This is a genomic window from Paraburkholderia sp. A1BS-2L, assembly GCF_051125205.1.
GTDB lineage: Bacteria > Pseudomonadota > Gammaproteobacteria > Burkholderiales > Burkholderiaceae > Paraburkholderia.
This window is the reverse complement of record NZ_CP120428.1, coordinates 445,184-461,287: the sequence shown is the minus strand read 5'-3', so window position 1 is coordinate 461,287 and position 16,104 is coordinate 445,184. Positions and strand designations below refer to the sequence as shown.

The window sequence follows — 16,104 nt, the reverse complement described above, 5'->3', positions numbered from 1 at the left end:
TTTCTGACCGTAACGCCATACGTTACGTCCCCATCATGTCCGATACTCGTCCCGATACCCTCTTCGCGCTCAACGCGCTCTCCCCGCTCGACGGCCGCTACGCCTCGAAAACCGAAGCCCTGCGCGACTGGTTGTCGGAAGCCGCGTTCATGCGCAACCGCGTGACCGTCGAAATCCACTGGCTCATCGCGCTCTCGCAGGCCGGTTTCGCGGAAGTGCCGCGCTTTTCGGCAGCCTCCGAGCAATTCCTGCTCAAGCTCGCCGAAAACTTCACGGCGCACGACGCCGCGCGCATCAAGGACATTGAGCGCGTGACGAACCACGACGTGAAGGCCGTCGAGTACTGGCTCAAGGAATCGGTGAAGGGCCAGCCGGAACTAGAGCGCGCGAGCGAGTTCATCCACTTCGCCTGCACCTCGGAAGACATCAACAACACCTCGCACGGCCTGATGCTCGCGGGCGCTCGCGAGCACGTGATCCTGCCGGCGCTGCGCTCGGTGCATCAGCGCCTCATCGCGCTCGCGCACGCGCAGGCCGACCAGCCGATGCTCTCGCGCACGCACGGCCAGCCCGCCAGCCCGACCACGCTCGGCAAGGAAGTCGCCAACGTCGCGGCGCGTCTTGCGCGTGCGATCCAGCGTATCGAGAAGGTCGAACTGCTCGGCAAGATGAACGGCGCGGTGGGCAACTTCAACGCGCATCTCTCGGCGTATCCGGAATTCGACTGGGAAGCGTTCTCGAAGGACGTCGTCGAAAAGCGCCTGAAGCTCACCTTCAACCCGTACACGATCCAGATCGAGCCCCACGATTACATGGCCGAACTGTTCGACGCCATCGCGCGCGCCAACACGATCCTGCTCGACCTCGACCGCGACGTGTGGGGCTACATCTCGGTCGGCTACTTCAAGCAGAAGACCAAGGCCGGCGAAATCGGCTCGTCGACGATGCCGCACAAGGTCAACCCGATCGACTTCGAGAACTCGGAAGGCAACCTCGGCCTCGCCAACGCCACGCTGCGCCACCTCGCGGACAAACTCCCGGTCTCGCGCTGGCAGCGCGACCTCACCGACTCGACGGTGCTGCGCAACATCGGCGTCGCGTTCGGCTACTCGCTGCTCGCGTACGACTCGCTGATCCGCGGTCTGGACAAGCTCGAAGTGAACCCGCTGCGCCTGAACGAAGATCTCGACGCCACGTGGGAAGTGCTGGCCGAGCCGGTGCAGACGGTCATGCGCCGCTACGGCATCGAAAACCCGTATGAGCAGTTGAAGGAGCTCACGCGCGGCAAGGGCATCACGCGCGAAGCGCTGCAGACCTTCGTGAGCGGTCTTGCGATTCCGGAAGACGCGAAGCAGCGTCTGATGGCGATGACGCCAGCTTCGTACGTCGGCAAGGCGGCGGAACTGGCCAAGCGTATTTCGTAAGCCAACTACCCGCCGTCTCAACAAAAAGGCGCTTCGTTCATTGCGAACGAAGCGCCTTTTTTACATCCACCCAAAGCGCAGCGATCAACTCGCGCGGCGCGTCTCCAGCTGCCTGGTCACCTCATCGACGATCTGTTCGGGCGTGTGCTCGATGCTCACCTCGATCGCCTCGTCCGGTCCCGGCGCTTCGAGCGTGTCGAGCTGGCTTTGCAGCAAGGACGGATCGAAGAAGTGGCCCGTGCGCGACGCGAGGCGCTCGTGCAGCACCTCGAAGCTGCCCTTCAGATAAACGAAGAATACATCGCGGTCGCTGCCGCGCAGGATGTCGCGATACGACCGCTTGAGCGACGAGCATGTGAACACTGCCGTCTCCTGCGCGCGCTGCTTTTCCTCGATGGCTGCGCGGATCGTGCGCAGCCACGGCCAGCGGTCGTCGTCGGTGAGCGGGATGCCGTCGTGCATCTTCTTCTTGTTGGCTTCGCTATGGAAAGCGTCGCCGTCGGTGAAGCTGCAGTGCAGGCGCTCGGCCAGCAACTCGCCGATGCGGGTCTTGCCCGCGCCCGACACGCCCATCGCGATCAGAATCATTGCTGCGCCCTCTTTTTTTTACACCACGCTCGCCAGCACAAAGGTCAGCCCGAGACCCATCAGCGAAATAATAGTCTCGCACAGCGACCAGGTCTTGAACGTCTGGCCGACCGTCATGCCGAAGTATTCCTTGATCAGCCAGAAGCCGCCGTCGTTGACGTGCGAAAAGATCAGCGAGCCCGAGCCCGTCGCGAGCACCAGCAGTTCGGGGCTCACAGCCGCGCCGCTCGCGGCCGCAACCGGCGCGACGATGCCGCAGGCCGTCGTCATGGCAACGGTAGCCGAGCCGGTCGCGAGACGGATCAGCGCCGCGACGAACCAGCCGAACAACAGCGGCGAAAGATGCGCCGACTGCGCCACCGCGACGATCTCCTTCGAGATGCCGCCGTCCATCAGCACGCGGCCGAAGCCGCCGCCCGCGCCCACGATGAGCGTGATGCCCGCGATCGGTGCGAGGCAGTCGCCGCAGAACTTCTGGATCTGCGCGCGGTTGAAGCCGCGTTGCGCGCCGAAGGTCCAGAAGCTGACCAGCACCGCAATCAGCAGCGCGACGTCCGAAGTACCGACAAAGTGCAGCAGACTGTTCGGCAGGGTCTTGGGCGTGAACACGAGGTCGGCCCAGCTGCCGATCAGCATCAGGATCACCGGCAGCAGAATCGTGAAGAGCGTGATGCCGAAGCTGGGCAGCTCGTGATCGGCCTTGATCTTCATTTCACCGATGAACTGGTCCGCGAGCGGATTGTTCTCGGGCAGCTTGACCGTGCGGTGAATGAGCAGCGCGAACAGCGGACCGGCGACGAGCGCGGTCGGAATCCCGACGATCAGGCCGTACGCGATGGTCTTGCCGATGTCGGCATGATACGCCTGCACCGCGAGCAGCGCGGCCGGGTGCGGCGGAATCAGGCCGTGCACGACCGACAGGCCCGCGACCATCGGCAAGCCGACGAGCAGCAGCGATTTGCCCGTGCGTTTGGCGACGTTGAACGCGATCGGAATCAGCAGCACGAAGCCGACTTCGAAGAACACCGGCAAGCCCACGATGATGGCGACGAACATCATCGCCCAGTGGATGTTCTTCTCGCCGAACCAGCGGATCAGCGTCGTGGCGACGCGCTCGGCGCCGCCCGATTCGGCCATCATCTTGCCGAGCATGGTGCCGAGGCCCACCACGATGGCAATGTGGCCGAGCGTATTGCCGTTGCCGGTTTCGAACGATTTGACGATCGTATCCATCGGCATGCCGGCAGCAAGGCCAAGCAGCAACGAAACGATGATCAGGACAAGGAACGGATAAACCTTCCAGCGCGTGATCATGAAGATCAGCGCAGCGATCGCGACGACCGCGTAAATCAGCAGCGTACTGCCGTGGGCCACTCCCATGAGGCTCTTCTCCTGTTAGTTGTCTTTGTTCTTCCGCAGCGGCGCGAGCACGTCACCAGGCTGCACGGAAGGGCTCGGCTGTCGAGGGGCCGAGGTTGTAGAGGTTATAGCGGCTTTCTGAGCCGCGTGCGTGAAAAACGGGCGCAAGACAGTCGAGCCGCGCAGGCCATGCGCCCCGAAGGGCGCTGCCTGCGCGGCTCGCGGATGCAACAGAACCGGGGCGCGAACGTCCGGAATACCGCCCGCCACATGCAACGTCAGCGCACCGGGCGCGACAGCTCGCTCGCGGCGCGCGCAAGGCGCGTCACTTCAGCCCAGTCCTGGGCGGCGAGCGCCGCCTTCGGCGTGAGCCACGAGCCCCCCACGCAGACCACATTGGGCAGCGCGAGGAAGTTGATCGCCGATTCGGCGGTGATGCCGCCCGTGGGGCAGATCTTGAGCGTCGGGAACGGGCCATGGAAGGCCTGCAGCATGTTGAGGCCGCCCGCAGGCACCGCCGGGAAAAACTTGACGATCTCGTAGCCGAGCTCCATCGCCACGATGATGTCCGTCGGCGTCATGACGCCGGGCAGCAGCGGCAGCCCCGCATCGAGCGATGCCTGATGAATCTCGCGCGTGAGGCCCGGCGAGACGCCGAACTGCGCGCCGGCCTTTTTTGCTAGCGCGCAATGCTCGGGCTTCGTGATCGTGCCCACGCCTACGACGATGTCCGGCGCGATCTGCGCAGCACGCTCGATTGCCTGGAGACCGGCCGCCGTGCGCAGCGTGATCTCCAGCACCTTCACGCCGCCCGCATGCAGCGCGCGCGAAACGTGCTCGCCCTGCTCGGGCGTGTCGAATGCCAGCACCGGGATCACCGGGCCGAGGCGGACAATGTCGGCCACCGTGCTTGTTGCCATGATCAGGCTCCTTGATGATGAATTCAGTTTGTCGTGCTGTTCGCGCCGCTCAGTGCGTCGCCTAGTGCGTCGCGCGTGCTGCAGCGGTGGCAGCAGCCGGCGTGGCCGGCGCTTCACCGACGAGCGATCCGAACACCGACGCGCCCAGCTCCGCGGGCGCGGCAGCAGCGCGGAACACGCCGAACAGTTCGCGGCCAAAGCCCACTTCGTTGCTTTCCTGGTGCGCGGGCTGCGCGACGGGACGCGCGTTCCACTCGGCCTCGTCCACCTCCACGTCCAGCACGCCCGCGACCGCGTCGATCACGACGATGTCCCCATTGCGCACCTTGCCGATCGGCCCATGCAGCAGCGTTTCGGGCGAAATGTGGATCACGGCCGGCACCTTGCCTGACGCGCCCGACATGCGCCCATCGGTCACGAGCGCGACGTGGAAGCCCTTGTCCTGCAGCACGCCGAGCAGCGGCGTGAGGCGGTGCAACTCCGGCATGCCGTTGGCGCGCGCGCCCTGGAAGCGCACGACGGCCACGAAATCGCGCTCGAGTTCGCCGCGATCGAACGCTTCCTGCACGGCCTCCTGCGATTCGAACACGATGGCCGGCGCACGCACGAGGCGATGGTCGGGCGCCACCGCCGAAATCTTGATGACGCCGCGGCCGATGCGGCCTTGCATCAGGCGTAGGCCGCCGTCTGGCTGGAACGGCTCGGGAAGCGGACGCAGCACGGCCGTATCGGCGCTCTTCTCGACCGCCGGCACCCACGTGAGCTTGCCGTCGAGCAGCTTCGGCTCTTCGGTGTAGTGGCGCAGGCCCTCGCCCGCCACCGTCTTCACGTCTTCATGCAGCAGGCCGCCGTCGAGCAGCTCGCGCACGAGAAAGGCGATGCCGCCCGCCGCATGGAAATGATTCACATCGGCCTTGCCGTTCGGATAGACGCGCGCGAGCAGCGGCACCGCAGCCGAAAGCTCGTCGAAGTCGTTCCAGTCGATGATGATGCCCGCCGCGCGCGCCATCGCCACGAGGTGCAGCGTATGGTTGGTCGAGCCGCCCGTCGCCATCAGCGCGACGATGCCGTTGATCACCGCCTTCTCATCGATCACGTGGCCGATCGGCGTGTAATTACCGCGCTCGACGGTGAGCTCGAGCACGCGGCGCGCAGCCGCTGCCGTAAGTTCGTCACGCAGCGGCGTGTGCGGATGGATGAACGCCGAACCCGGCAGATGCAGGCCCATGACCTCCATCAGCATCTGATTGCTGTTGGCCGTGCCGTAGAACGTGCAGGTGCCGTGGCCGTGGTATGCCGCGGCCTCGGATTCGAGCAGCGCCTCGCGGTCGCACTGGCCCGTCGCGAACTTCTGGCGCACCTTCGCTTTGTCGTCGTTCGAGATGCCGCTCGTCATCGGGCCGGCAGGCACGAAAATCGTGGGCAGATGACCGAATTGCAGCGCGCCGATCAAGAGGCCCGGCACGATCTTGTCGCACACGCCAAGGCACAGCGCCGCGTCGAACATGTTGTGCGTGAGCGCCACGGCCGTGCTCATCGCAATCACTTCGCGCGAGAATAGCGACAGCTCCATGCCGGCATTGCCTTGCGTGACGCCGTCGCACATCGCGGGCACGCCGCCCGCGAACTGCGCGACGCCGCCCACTTCGCGAGCGGCCATCTTGATGATGTCGGGGAAATCTTTGTAGGGGGCGTGCGCCGAAAGCATCTCGTTATAAGACGAGACGATGCCGATGTTAGGCTCGCGGATCGCCTTGATGGCGATCTTGTCGCGCCCTTCGAGACCGGCGAAACCGTGCGCGAGATTCGCGCACGACAGCGCGCCGCGCGCCGGGAAATGACCCTGCGCCGCTGCAATGCGCGCGAGATAGGCCTCGCGTGTCGGCTTGCTGCGCTCGATCACGCGCCGCGTGACCTTCATCAACTGCGAATGCGGGGAAACCATCGAATCTCCTTCCATTTTTATCTCGCGGGACGCTCGGGGACACATCGCGCGATCCGGTCAGCGATGCGGCGATGTTAGTAGAAAAACTACAAGCCCGCAATCCCAGTTTTGCCTGGGAAACTGAATCATGCAAACCCTGAACATCCGATATTTGCGGGAATATGCCTTACTCCGGTTAAACCCCGCTTGCATCTTCCCAACGATTCTTGTAGTTTTTGTACAAACCAATCGCCCCGCTATTGTCAGCGGATCTTTCAGCATAGTGCGAGTTTCCCGATGCTGCTGTCCCAAGTGAAGGCCATCCACGAACAGTTGCGCCCGTCCGAGCGCAAGCTCGCCGATTACATCGTCGAAGCACCGCGAGAACTGCTTGACCTTTCCATGACCGAGGTCGCGCAACGTGCGGGCGTGAGCCAGCCGACCATCGCGCGCTTTTGCCACGCACTCGGGTTCTCGGGATTCCGGGAGTTCAAGATTCGCCTCGCGCAAGCCGTGGCCGCCGATCTGCCCACGGAAATGCCTGCGGTTTACCGCGACGTGAGCCCGGACGAGCCCGTGTCCGGTGTCGCGGCCAAAGTGCTCGACCGGACGATCGGCGCACTCGTGCAAGTGCGCAACAACCTCTCCACGGACGCGCTCGGCGCCGCTATCGACCTGCTCGCCAAGGCATCGCGCATCGAGTTCTATGGCGCGGGGGGGTCCGGCATCGCGGCGCAGGACATGCAGCACAAGTTCTTTCGACTCGGCATGCCGAGCGTCGCCTATTCCGATCCGCACACATTCCTGATGTCGGCGGCGCTGCTCGGGCCGGGCGACGTGGTCGTCGCCATCTCGAACACCGGACGCACGCGCGACGTGGTGGATGCGGCGCAAACAGCGCTCGACCGCGGCGCGAAGGTGATCGCGATTACGCACGGCACCTCGCCGCTTGCGCGCCTCGCGAGCGTGGGCCTGCACGCGAATGTCGACGAAGACACCGACGTCTTCTCGCCGATGACCTCGCGCACCTCGCACCTCGCGATAGGCGACATTCTTGCGGTGGGTGTGGCGCTGCATCGAGGCCCGGCACTAGCCGAAAAGCTCGCCAACGCGAAGGACATCATCGCGCGGCGCCGGCTGGACGCGAACAGCTAAACACATCGCGCGAGCGGATGCGCCGAAAATCGTGCCCCCAATAGAAAAAGCGGGCTCACGAAGGAGTCCGCTTTTTTTTTCGGCCGAAACTACGGGCCTGGCAATAGCGGTGTCCTTGCTCACCAGAAGCGGATGTCCCGCTCCCGGATTGCCATCAGACACTTACCACTGGTACGACATACCCGTGCCGTAGGTAGCCCCGCCACTTGCTGCGTAGCCACCGCCCAGCTTCACCTTGATGTTCTAGGTGATGCGGGCCGTTGCCCCGATTGCAGCCGCCTGGTAGCCCTGGAAGTTGGCCGTACCGACACCGAGCGCAATGGTCTTGCCCTGGTCGACGTCCGGGATCATAGTCAGCGCGGTTGCTGCTGCGACGCCACCGTAGGCATTACGCGCCACGGAACTCAAGCCGCTCTGGAGCGAATTCATGCTGCTCTGGAACTGCCCCATGTTGACCGCGTCGGTCGGGTTGACGCCCGCTGCGACATTGGTGATCCGGCGCTCGTTACCCGCCGAACCAACGGACACCATGTTCGCCTCGTCCGCCACCGAGTTCGCACCCAGCGCGACCGAGTTGTCCGCCTTAGCCGCGGCCTTCTCGCCCATTGCAGTCGAGTTCGCGCCCGTTGCCGTTGCGCCGCCGCCCGCCGCGATCGAGTTGGAGCCCGTGGCCGAATCCGGGTCGCTCGTCGAGTTGGTCGACATGTATTCAGGACCGGTGATGTTGATGTTCTGAATGGCCTGGTTCAGGTTCGAGACTTCCACGTTCGTCGCGTACAACTGCGCACCCGTGACAGCGCCCGCAGCGACGTTGTGCGGCTTGACCGGTCGGTGCAGTCGCGCCAATGCCGCCGAACGTTACCGAACCCTTCGTCGCGTCGTCGTAAGCAACCAACGAATTCGTCACGTTTCCCGAGCTGTCCACGATCGCGCCCATCGCTTGAAGCTGCGCGACGTTCACTGGGTCGTTGGCCGTTACGCCGTTCGCCACGTTATGGATGGCAACCGGTGTGTTCGAACCGGCGCCGCCCAGCGTGATCGAGGACTTCGACGTGTCGTCGTAGGCCACGAGCGCATTCGTCACGTTGCCGGAGGTGTCGACAGTCATGCCCATCGCTTCGAGCTGAGCAAGGTTCACGGCGTCACTGGCTTCCGAGGCGTTTGCGACGTTCGTTAGCTTCACAGGACCGCTCGTGGCGTGTTGATGTCCGCGCAGAACTGCCCCACTAGAGCCGCAAATTTTCATCGAATTTTGACCCACGTGATTGAATGCCCTGCTCAATCTTTGAGCAGGGCATTCAAAGGTGATCACGGTGTGCATATTAACCAAGATCAGGCGGATATATTTCCGCGAGAAGGTCCCGCTGCGCGAGATTGCGAGGCGTACGGGCCTGTCCCGAAACACGGTGCGCAGCTGGTTGCGGCAGACCGATGCCATCGAGCCGAAGTATCCAAAGCGCGTCAGTCCGAGCGTAGTCGACGAATGGGCCGCACAGCTGACAGGCTGGCGCGTCGTCGGCGCGCGCATGCGCCGCAAGGAGTCGGGCACCATCTGATAGCGCCCGTCAGGGGTGGGGAAGATGGAAGGAGAGAAGCGCGAATCAGAACGGCTTGATGACGACCAGCGCCACCGCCGCCAACATGCCGAGCACCGGTAGCTCGTTGAACATGCGATACCACTTGTCGGAGCGTCGGTTCTCGCCGCGCTCGAAGGTCTTGAGCAAGCGCCCGCAATACGCGTGATAAACGATGAGCAGCACCACCACGCCCACTTTCGCGTGGATCCACCACTGACCGCGGCCGATCCCCACTACGAGCCACAGCCATAGCCCGCACAACAGCGCGGGCACGGCGATCATCGTCATGAAGCGGTAGAGTTTGCGCGCCATGATCAGCAGGCGCCGGACGGCTGCGGGTTCGGTTTCCATCGCGAGATTCACGAAGATGCGCGGCAGGTAGAACAGGCCAGCGAACCACGAGGCAATCAGAACGATGTGAAACGTCTTGACCCAGAGCATCGGCGATCCTTGTTGTTATTGGCGTATCGAATTAAGGGCGGCGCGCCTCGCATTGCACGCGCCGTGTCGACTTATTGCCGCCCCTCGCCGTGGCCCAGCACGACGTACTTGAGCGAGGTCAGCCCTTCGAGGCCGACCGGGCCGCGCGCATGCAGCTTGTCGTTGGAGATGCCGATCTCCGCGCCAAGGCCGAACTCGAAGCCATCGGCGAAACGCGTCGAGGCGTTCACCATCACGCTCGCCGAATCCACTTCGCGCAGGAAGCGCATCGCGCGGTCGTGATCTTCGGTGACGATAGCGTCGGTGTGATGCGAGCCGTAGTGGTTGATGTGCTCGACGGCCTGATCGAGGTTGTCGACGATCTTGACCGCCAGCACCGGCGCGAGATACTCGGTGCGCCAGTCTTCCTCGGTGGCGTCCACGAGCGGGCCGATGTCCGCGTCCGCGAAAATCGCGCGCGCGGCGGCATCCACGCGCAGTTCCACGTCCTTGTCGCGATAGAGACGGCCAAGCGGCGGCAGCACCTCGTGCGCGATGCCGCGCGCGACCAGCAGCGTCTCCATCGTGTTGCAGGTGCCGTAGCGGTGCGTCTTGGCGTTGTCGCAGACGGTGAGCGCCTTCGCGAGATCGGCGCGATCGTCCACATAGACGTGGCAGATGCCGTCGAGGTGCTTGATCATCGGCACGCGCGCTTCGGCCATCAAACGCTCGATCAGGCTCTTGCCGCCGCGCGGCACGATCACGTCAACGAACTCCGTCATAGTGATGAGCTTGCCGACCGCCGCGCGATCGGCGGTTTCCACCACCTGCACCGCGTCCTGCGGCAGGCCGGCCGCCGCCAACCCTTCGCCGATCAGCTTCGCGAGCGCCGTATTGCACTCGAGCGCCTCGGAGCCGCCGCGCAGAATGGTCGCGTTGCCCGACTTCAGGCACAGTGCTGCGGCGTCGATGGTCACGTTCGGGCGCGATTCGTAGATGATGCCGATCACGCCCAGCGGCACGCGCATCTGGCCGACCTGAATGCCGCTCGGACGGAACTTGAGGTTGCTGATCTCGCCGATCGGGTCGGGCAGCGCCACCACCTGGCGCAGGCCTTCCACCATAGTCTTGAGCGCCTTGTCGGAGAGCGTGAGGCGATCGATGAACGCCGCATCGTGGCCCTTTTCCTTCGCGCGCGCGAGGTCGCGGGCGTTGGCGTCCTTTAGTTGCTGCGCCTCGCGCTCGATCGCCTGCGCAACGGCTTCCAGCGCAGCGTTCTTTGCGGCCGTCGAGGCCCGGGCCATCGCGCGCGAAGCATTGCGGGCGCGGCGGCCGAGGTCGGTCATGTACTGTTCGATATCCATGGTTTCTGTCGTGATGCGGCGCAACCGGTCGATGCTGTATGAGGCTGCGTGGTTCAGGTTAGGTCGATTTTAAGGCCAGCCGGCCGGCTTTGCTGAGCATGCGCCGGCATGGGGTACGGCTGGCGCGGCGCACCAGCGGGCTGGAACAGGCGGCGCGACGCGCCCGCTTGCGATGCCGATAGCAGGTGCCGGAACGGACGTCCGGCCAGCACAACTAGCCTGGCCTGCGCCCCGGCCCTGCGGTGCGCGGTCGGGAGGCGGCTGCGGCGGCCGCTGCCGCTGCGGCTGGGCTCGCCGCCGGGCCGCCTAGTTGCGCGCGCCCCGAAGCCCCGGCGCCGCGCGCGGACGGCCCCGAACGCGCCGGCGCGCCGGTGCCGCGTGGCGCGGCGACTGTCATCGCCAGTTCGAACAGGCCGTCCCAGGCATCGGGCGGCAACGCGTCGCGCCAGTCGGCGCGCGAATGCCCGGAAAGCCCCTTGACCTGCCGGTCGAGCCGCGCCGCGAGCGCGAGGCCGCGTTCGAGCGTCGCCTCGGTCAGCCTCGAGAGCGCGGGTCCGATGAGCCGCTCGCGCGGCCCCCAGACACGGTTCTCGCGCAACAGCATCGCGAGCGGCTTGCCCGCTGCCACACCGCGCTTGATGCGCAAGAGCGTGCGGACTTCTTCGACGACGGCCCACAGCACCAGCACCGAAGCCTCGCCTTCGCCCTGCAGGCCATCGAGCATGCGCGCGAGGCGCCCGACGTCGCCGGTGAGCATCGCTTCGTTGAGCTTGAAAACGTCGTAGCGCGCCACGTTGAGCACGGCGTCGTGAATCTGCTCAAAGCTCAGTACGCCCTCGGGGTACAGCAGCCCGAGCTTCTGGATTTCCTGATGCGCCGCAAGCAGGTTACCTTCCACGCGCTCAGCAACGAATTGCAGCGCACGCCGTCCGTCCTCGCCAGGCGCCACGCGTTGTCCCTGAAGCGCGAGACGCTGACCGATCCAGTTCGGCAGCGCCGCGCGCTCGACCGGATCGATCTTGATTGCCACGCCGCTGTCCGCCAACGCCGTAAACCACGCGGACTTTTGCGTGGCGGCGTCGAGGCGCGGCAGGGTGATGAGCGTCAGCACGTCGGGGTTCGCCGCCGCTTTTGCCGATGCGGCGAGTGTCTTGAGCGCATCCGCGCCTTCCTTGCCAGGCTTGCCCGAAGGGATGCGCAACTCCACCAGTTGGCGGTCGCCGAAAAGCGACATCGACTGGCTTGCGCCAAGCAGCGCACTCCAGTCGAATCCACGCTCGACCGTGAACACCGAACGGTCGGTAAAGCCCGCGGCGCGTGCATTCGCACGGATGCGGTCGCACGCTTCCTGGGCGAGCAGATGCTCGTCGCCAAAGACGATGTACAGACCCGCCATCCCTTTGGCGAGGTGCGGCTCGAGTGCGTCCAGTCGCAGTTGCATGAGGTACGCTTCAGGAGAAGGACGAGACGCGCATCACAGCGGCGGCGGCGGCAGCGGCGCGCGGGGCGCGACGCCCGGCACGACCTGGGCCGGCGTGGGGTGCAGGGTCTTCAGAACCGCAAGACGGCGCGTGAGCTGGTCGACGGCGTCATTCTGCATGTCGGCGTAGAGCAACTCAGATTCGGAGGACTTCGCAGTCGAGTACTGGTCGCTATAGGTCATCGCGCGATTGAGCGCGATCGTGCTCGGCTGAATCAGCGGGGAGCCGTCCGGCGCCGTGAGCGTGTAGTTCAACGAATAGTTGACCTGATATTCCTCGACCACGCCGAGCGAATTCAGCGTAAGCGTGCTGAAGCTGCGCGATTCGGTCACGCGCAGCACGGCGTCGGCATTGGCCGTCGAGTCGACCACCACCGAATCGCTGCCGCCTTCGACCATGCGCGTGAGGCGCGCCGTCACGGGCGCCGACGCGCCAACGACGGCGAGGCGCTTGAACGCGTAATTCTGCTCGCCACGCAGCTGGAACCCGCACGCCGAAAGCATCAGCGCGCTGCCCGCCAGTAACAGGAACGATCTGCGAATCACCTGGACTCCCTGGTTCAGAACGGCGGTGGCGCTGTTGATCGCGCGCCGCCGCCAGCACGTCATGTCAGACCACGACGTTCACGAGACGGCCCGGCACGACGATGATCTTCTTCGGCGCGCGCCCTTCGGCGAACTTCGCGAACATCTCGTGTGCAAGCGCGGCCGCTTCGATTGCGTCCTTCGGCGCATCCTTGGCCACGGTGACGGCGCCGCGCACCTTGCCGTTCACCTGCAGCACGAGCTCGATCTCGGCCTGCTCCAGCGCCTTTTCGTCGACCTTCGGCCACGGCGCATCGAGCAGCGTGCCGTATTCGTCGGCATAGCCGAGCGCCTTCCAGAGCTCGAACGTGAGGTGCGGCACGACCGGATACAGCACGCGCAGCAGCACGCCGAAGGTCTCGCGCTGCACGCCCGCGCCCGCCCCCTTCGCGCTTTCGATCGCGTTGAGCATCTTCATCGCCGCCGACACGACCGTGTTGTACTGCAGACGCTGATAGTCGAAGTCGGCCTGCTTGAGCACGCCATACACTTCGCGGCGCACCGTCTTCTCGACATCGCTGAGCGCCGCTGCGTCGAACAGCGCGCGCGACTTGATCGCCGCGGCGTTCGCATAGCCGAACGTCCAGACGCGGCGCAGGAAGCGGCTCGCACCCTCCACGCCCGCGCCCGACCATTCGAGCTGCTGCTCGGGCGGAGCGGCGAACATCGTGAACAGACGCGCCGTGTCCGCGCCGTACTGGTCGATCAGCACTTGCGGGTCGACGCCGTTGTTCTTCGACTTCGACATCTTCTCGACGCCGCCCAGCACTACGCTCTGGCCATCACTGTTGAGCGTCGCGCCAACCGGGCGGCCCTTGTCGTCGTGCGTGACGGTGACGTCGGCCGGGTTGTACCAGGTCTTCTTGCCCGACGCATCTTCGCGGTAGAACGTCTCGTTGAGCACCATGCCCTGGGTGAGCAGGTTCTTCGCGGGTTCGCCGAACTTCACGAGGCCGAGGTCGCGCGAGACCTTTGCCCAGAAGCGCGAATACAAGAGGTGCAGGATCGCGTGCTCGATGCCGCCGATGTATTGGTCCATCGGCATCCAGTAGTCGGTACGCTCGTCGACCATGGCCTTCGCGTCGGGTGCCGCATAGCGGTAGAAGTACCACGACGAATCGACGAACGTGTCCATGGTGTCGGTTTCGCGCTTCGCATCGGCGCCGCACGTCGGACACTTGCAGTTCAGGAATGCTTCGGACTTCGCGAGCGGGTTGCCCGTGCCGTCCGGCACGAGGTCTTCGGGCAGCACGACTGGCAGATCCTGCTCGGGCACCGGCACGTCGCCGCAGCTCGGGCAATGGATGATGGGGATCGGCGTGCCCCAGTAGCGCTGGCGCGAAATTCCCCAGTCGCGCAGACGCCACGTGACCTGCTTGTCGCCGTAGCCGTGCGCCTTGAGGTCGGCTGCGACGGCGTCCACGGCCTGCTGATAGTTCAGGCCATCGAACTTGCCGCTGTTGATGCAGACCGCGCGCTCCTTGTCGCCGTACCACTCCTGCCAGCCGTCGAGCGAGTAGGTCTCGCCTTCCGCCGCGATCACCTGCTTGATCGGCAAGTCGTACTTCTTCGCAAACGCAAAATCGCGCTCGTCGTGGCCCGGCACGCCCATCACCGCGCCTTCGCCATAGCTCATCAGCACATAGTTGCCGATCCACACCGGCACTTGCTCGTTCGTGATCGGGTGGGTGACCGTGAAGCCCGTGTCGACGCCCTTCTTCTCCATCGTCGCCATATCGGCTTCGGCCACGCCGCCGCGCTTGCATTCGTCGATGAACGGCAGCAGCTCCGGCTTTTCCTGCGCGAGGCGCGTGGCAAGCGGGTGCTCGGCCGCGATCGCGCAAAAGGTCACGCCCATGATGGTGTCGGCGCGCGTGGTGAATACGCGCAGCAGCTTCTTCTCGCCGTCGAGCTCGTACGGGAAGCCGAAGTTCACGCCGAAGCTCTTGCCGATCCAGTTCTGCTGCATGATCTTGACGCGCTCGGGCCAGCCGAGGCCGTCGAGATCGCCCAGCAGCTCATCGGCGTATTGCGTGATGCGCAGGTAGTACATCGGGATTTCGCGCTTTTCCACGAGCGCGCCCGAGCGCCAGCCGCGCCCGTCGATCACCTGCTCGTTGGCGAGCACGGTCTGATCGACCGGGTCCCAGTTCACCGTGCCGGTCTTCTTGTAGGCGATGCCCTTCTCCAGCATCTTCAGGAAGAACCACTGGTTCCACTTGTAGTAGTCGGGCTTGCAGGTAGCGATTTCGCGCGACCAGTCGATCGCGAGGCCCATCGACTGCATCTGGCCCTTCATGTACTCGATATTGTCGTAGGTCCACTTCGCCGGCGGCACGCCGTTGGCCATCGCGGCGTTTTCGGCGGGCATGCCGAACGCGTCCCAGCCCATCGGCATCAGAGTGTTGTAGCCGTTCATGCGCAGATAGCGGTACATCACGTCGTTGATCGTGTAGTTCCGCACGTGACCCATGTGCAGCTTGCCCGACGGATACGGCAGCATCGAGACGCAATAGAACTTGGGCTTGTCGGTCGTTTCGGCCGTCCGGTAAGCGTCGCTGACGCGCCATTCGCCTTGCGCGGCGGATTCGACGTCGGAGGGAACGTATTTTTCGAGCATGGTGTGGATGGGGAACGCGGATTCGGGCGGATTCAGCCGGGCCGGTCGTGCGCAGCCAGGACACAAGCCCGGGCGGGGCGCTCGCTGGCTGCGGCAGGTTCAGCAGCCCCGCTTTTTTCAGGGAAACGATGATTATACCGTCGAGTTGGCCGCGCTTTCCGCTGCCGCTTCGCATGGCGGGATTCCGGGCCGGCCGGCCCGGCTGGCGAGGACTCGGTGCTGGCCGCTCAGTGCTGACCGGACGGCGGCTCGGTCACGAAGCCGATGCGCGCGAGCCCGGCCTGCTGCGCGGCGCCCATGACCTGGGCGATCACTTCATAACGCGTTTCGCGCGCGGCGCGCAAATGCAGTTCGGGCTGCTGCGCCTCGGGCGCCTTGCCCGCGGCGGTGAAGCGCGTGCGCAGCTCGTCGAGCGAAATGCGCTGCGCATTCCAGTAGAGCTTGCCCGTTGCGTCGATGGAGAGCGTGACGGTCTGCGGCGTCTGCTGCACGGGCGCAGCCGCGACTTGCGGCAGATCGAGCCGGATGGCGTGGGTGAAGAGCGGCGCCGTAATGATGAAGATGACGAGCAGCACGAGCATGACGTCGATGAGCGGTGTCATGTTGATATCGGCCATCGGCGCCGAGTCGCGCTTATTCTCGAGTCCGCCAAATGCCATGTGCGTCGTTCCTCGCGGGTTGCCGGCCG

General features: G+C 64.9%; 13 protein-coding genes and 2 pseudogenes. 3 read left to right on the top strand and 12 right to left on the bottom strand.

Annotation, left to right across the window (positions count from 1 at the left end; translation table 11 throughout):
• Positions 1-35 precede the first annotated feature (35 nt).
• Positions 36-1,424, top strand: coding sequence for an adenylosuccinate lyase (gene purB, locus P5W98_RS02065; protein ID WP_421042675.1), 1,389 nt, complete (start codon positions 36-38; stop codon positions 1,422-1,424).
• A gap of 84 nt (positions 1,425-1,508) precedes the next feature.
• On the opposite strand, the gene P5W98_RS02060 is transcribed toward purB, so the two are convergent.
• The 4 genes from P5W98_RS02060 to edd form a co-directional block, all read right to left on the bottom strand.
• A complete protein-coding gene (locus P5W98_RS02060) occupies positions 1,509-2,012 on the bottom strand; it encodes a gluconokinase (RefSeq protein ID WP_421023015.1) in 504 nt (167 codons plus the stop codon).
• An 18-nt stretch (positions 2,013-2,030) separates the two neighbouring features.
• On the bottom strand, positions 2,031-3,392 hold the full coding sequence (locus P5W98_RS02055) for a gluconate:H+ symporter (protein WP_421042553.1): 1,362 nt from the start codon (positions 3,390-3,392) through the stop codon (positions 2,031-2,033).
• Positions 3,393-3,649: 257 nt separating this feature from the next.
• On the bottom strand, positions 3,650-4,291 hold the full coding sequence (gene eda / locus P5W98_RS02050) for a bifunctional 4-hydroxy-2-oxoglutarate aldolase/2-dehydro-3-deoxy-phosphogluconate aldolase (protein WP_421042554.1): 642 nt from the start codon (positions 4,289-4,291) through the stop codon (positions 3,650-3,652).
• A 61-nt stretch (positions 4,292-4,352) separates the two neighbouring features.
• Positions 4,353-6,236: a phosphogluconate dehydratase gene (edd, locus tag P5W98_RS02045; protein ID WP_421042555.1), complete on the bottom strand. Its 1,884-nt coding sequence runs from the start codon at positions 6,234-6,236 to the stop codon at positions 4,353-4,355.
• 276 nt (positions 6,237-6,512) lie between these two features.
• Here edd and P5W98_RS02040 point away from each other — a divergent pair, with 276 nt between their 5' ends.
• Complete coding sequence (locus tag P5W98_RS02040) at positions 6,513-7,370, top strand: MurR/RpiR family transcriptional regulator (RefSeq protein ID WP_421042556.1); 858 nt, start codon at positions 6,513-6,515, stop codon at positions 7,368-7,370.
• A gap of 162 nt (positions 7,371-7,532) precedes the next feature.
• On the opposite strand, the pseudogene P5W98_RS02035 reads toward P5W98_RS02040, so the two are convergent.
• A pseudogene (locus P5W98_RS02035) lies at positions 7,533-8,042 on the bottom strand (YadA family autotransporter adhesin); the annotation flags it as partial.
• A gap of 37 nt (positions 8,043-8,079) precedes the next feature.
• A complete protein-coding gene (locus tag P5W98_RS02030) occupies positions 8,080-8,616 on the bottom strand; it encodes a hypothetical protein (protein ID WP_421079557.1) in 537 nt (178 codons plus the stop codon).
• 67 nt (positions 8,617-8,683) lie between these two features.
• On the opposite strand from P5W98_RS02030, the pseudogene P5W98_RS02025 reads away from it, so the two are divergent.
• Positions 8,684-8,878: pseudogene (locus P5W98_RS02025) on the top strand (helix-turn-helix domain-containing protein); the annotation flags it as partial.
• Between the two features lie 93 nt (positions 8,879-8,971).
• Here P5W98_RS02025 and P5W98_RS02020 read toward each other — a convergent pair.
• The 6 genes from P5W98_RS02020 to P5W98_RS01995 form a co-directional block, all read right to left on the bottom strand.
• Positions 8,972-9,388, bottom strand: coding sequence for a CopD family protein (locus P5W98_RS02020; RefSeq protein WP_421042558.1), 417 nt, complete (start codon positions 9,386-9,388; stop codon positions 8,972-8,974).
• A 71-nt stretch (positions 9,389-9,459) separates the two neighbouring features.
• The gene (locus tag P5W98_RS02015) at positions 9,460-10,731 is read right to left on the bottom strand and encodes a glutamate-5-semialdehyde dehydrogenase (RefSeq protein ID WP_421042560.1); all 1,272 of its coding nucleotides are present in this window, start codon (positions 10,729-10,731) and stop codon (positions 9,460-9,462) included.
• A gap of 214 nt (positions 10,732-10,945) precedes the next feature.
• The gene (gene holA, locus P5W98_RS02010) at positions 10,946-12,172 is read right to left on the bottom strand and encodes a DNA polymerase III subunit delta (protein WP_421042561.1); all 1,227 of its coding nucleotides are present in this window, start codon (positions 12,170-12,172) and stop codon (positions 10,946-10,948) included.
• Positions 12,173-12,205: 33 nt separating this feature from the next.
• The gene (gene lptE, locus P5W98_RS02005; protein ID WP_421042562.1) at positions 12,206-12,757 is read right to left on the bottom strand and encodes an LPS assembly lipoprotein LptE; all 552 of its coding nucleotides are present in this window, start codon (positions 12,755-12,757) and stop codon (positions 12,206-12,208) included.
• 64 nt (positions 12,758-12,821) lie between these two features.
• The gene (gene leuS, locus P5W98_RS02000; protein ID WP_421042563.1) at positions 12,822-15,416 is read right to left on the bottom strand and encodes a leucine--tRNA ligase; all 2,595 of its coding nucleotides are present in this window, start codon (positions 15,414-15,416) and stop codon (positions 12,822-12,824) included.
• A 227-nt stretch (positions 15,417-15,643) separates the two neighbouring features.
• On the bottom strand, positions 15,644-16,075 hold the full coding sequence (locus P5W98_RS01995; RefSeq protein WP_421023002.1) for an ExbD/TolR family protein: 432 nt from the start codon (positions 16,073-16,075) through the stop codon (positions 15,644-15,646).
• Between the last annotated feature and the right edge of the window lie 29 nt (positions 16,076-16,104).

Coding starts and splice junctions, on each gene's coding strand:
- purB (WP_421042675.1), top strand. CDS start 36: ATGTCCGATACTCGTCCCGATACCCTCTTCGCGCTCAACGCGCTCTCC.
- P5W98_RS02060 (WP_421023015.1), bottom strand. CDS start 2,012: ATGATTCTGATCGCGATGGGCGTGTCGGGCGCGGGCAAGACCCGCATC.
- P5W98_RS02055 (WP_421042553.1), bottom strand. CDS start 3,392: ATGGGAGTGGCCCACGGCAGTACGCTGCTGATTTACGCGGTCGTCGCG.
- eda (WP_421042554.1), bottom strand. CDS start 4,291: ATGGCAACAAGCACGGTGGCCGACATTGTCCGCCTCGGCCCGGTGATC.
- edd (WP_421042555.1), bottom strand. CDS start 6,236: ATGGTTTCCCCGCATTCGCAGTTGATGAAGGTCACGCGGCGCGTGATC.
- P5W98_RS02040 (WP_421042556.1), top strand. CDS start 6,513: ATGCTGCTGTCCCAAGTGAAGGCCATCCACGAACAGTTGCGCCCGTCC.
- P5W98_RS02030 (WP_421079557.1), bottom strand. CDS start 8,616: ATGAAAATTTGCGGCTCTAGTGGGGCAGTTCTGCGCGGACATCAACAC.
- P5W98_RS02020 (WP_421042558.1), bottom strand. CDS start 9,388: ATGCTCTGGGTCAAGACGTTTCACATCGTTCTGATTGCCTCGTGGTTC.
- P5W98_RS02015 (WP_421042560.1), bottom strand. CDS start 10,731: ATGGATATCGAACAGTACATGACCGACCTCGGCCGCCGCGCCCGCAAT.
- holA (WP_421042561.1), bottom strand. CDS start 12,172: ATGCAACTGCGACTGGACGCACTCGAGCCGCACCTCGCCAAAGGGATG.
- leuS (WP_421042563.1), bottom strand. CDS start 15,416: ATGCTCGAAAAATACGTTCCCTCCGACGTCGAATCCGCCGCGCAAGGC.
- P5W98_RS01995 (WP_421023002.1), bottom strand. CDS start 16,075: ATGGCATTTGGCGGACTCGAGAATAAGCGCGACTCGGCGCCGATGGCC.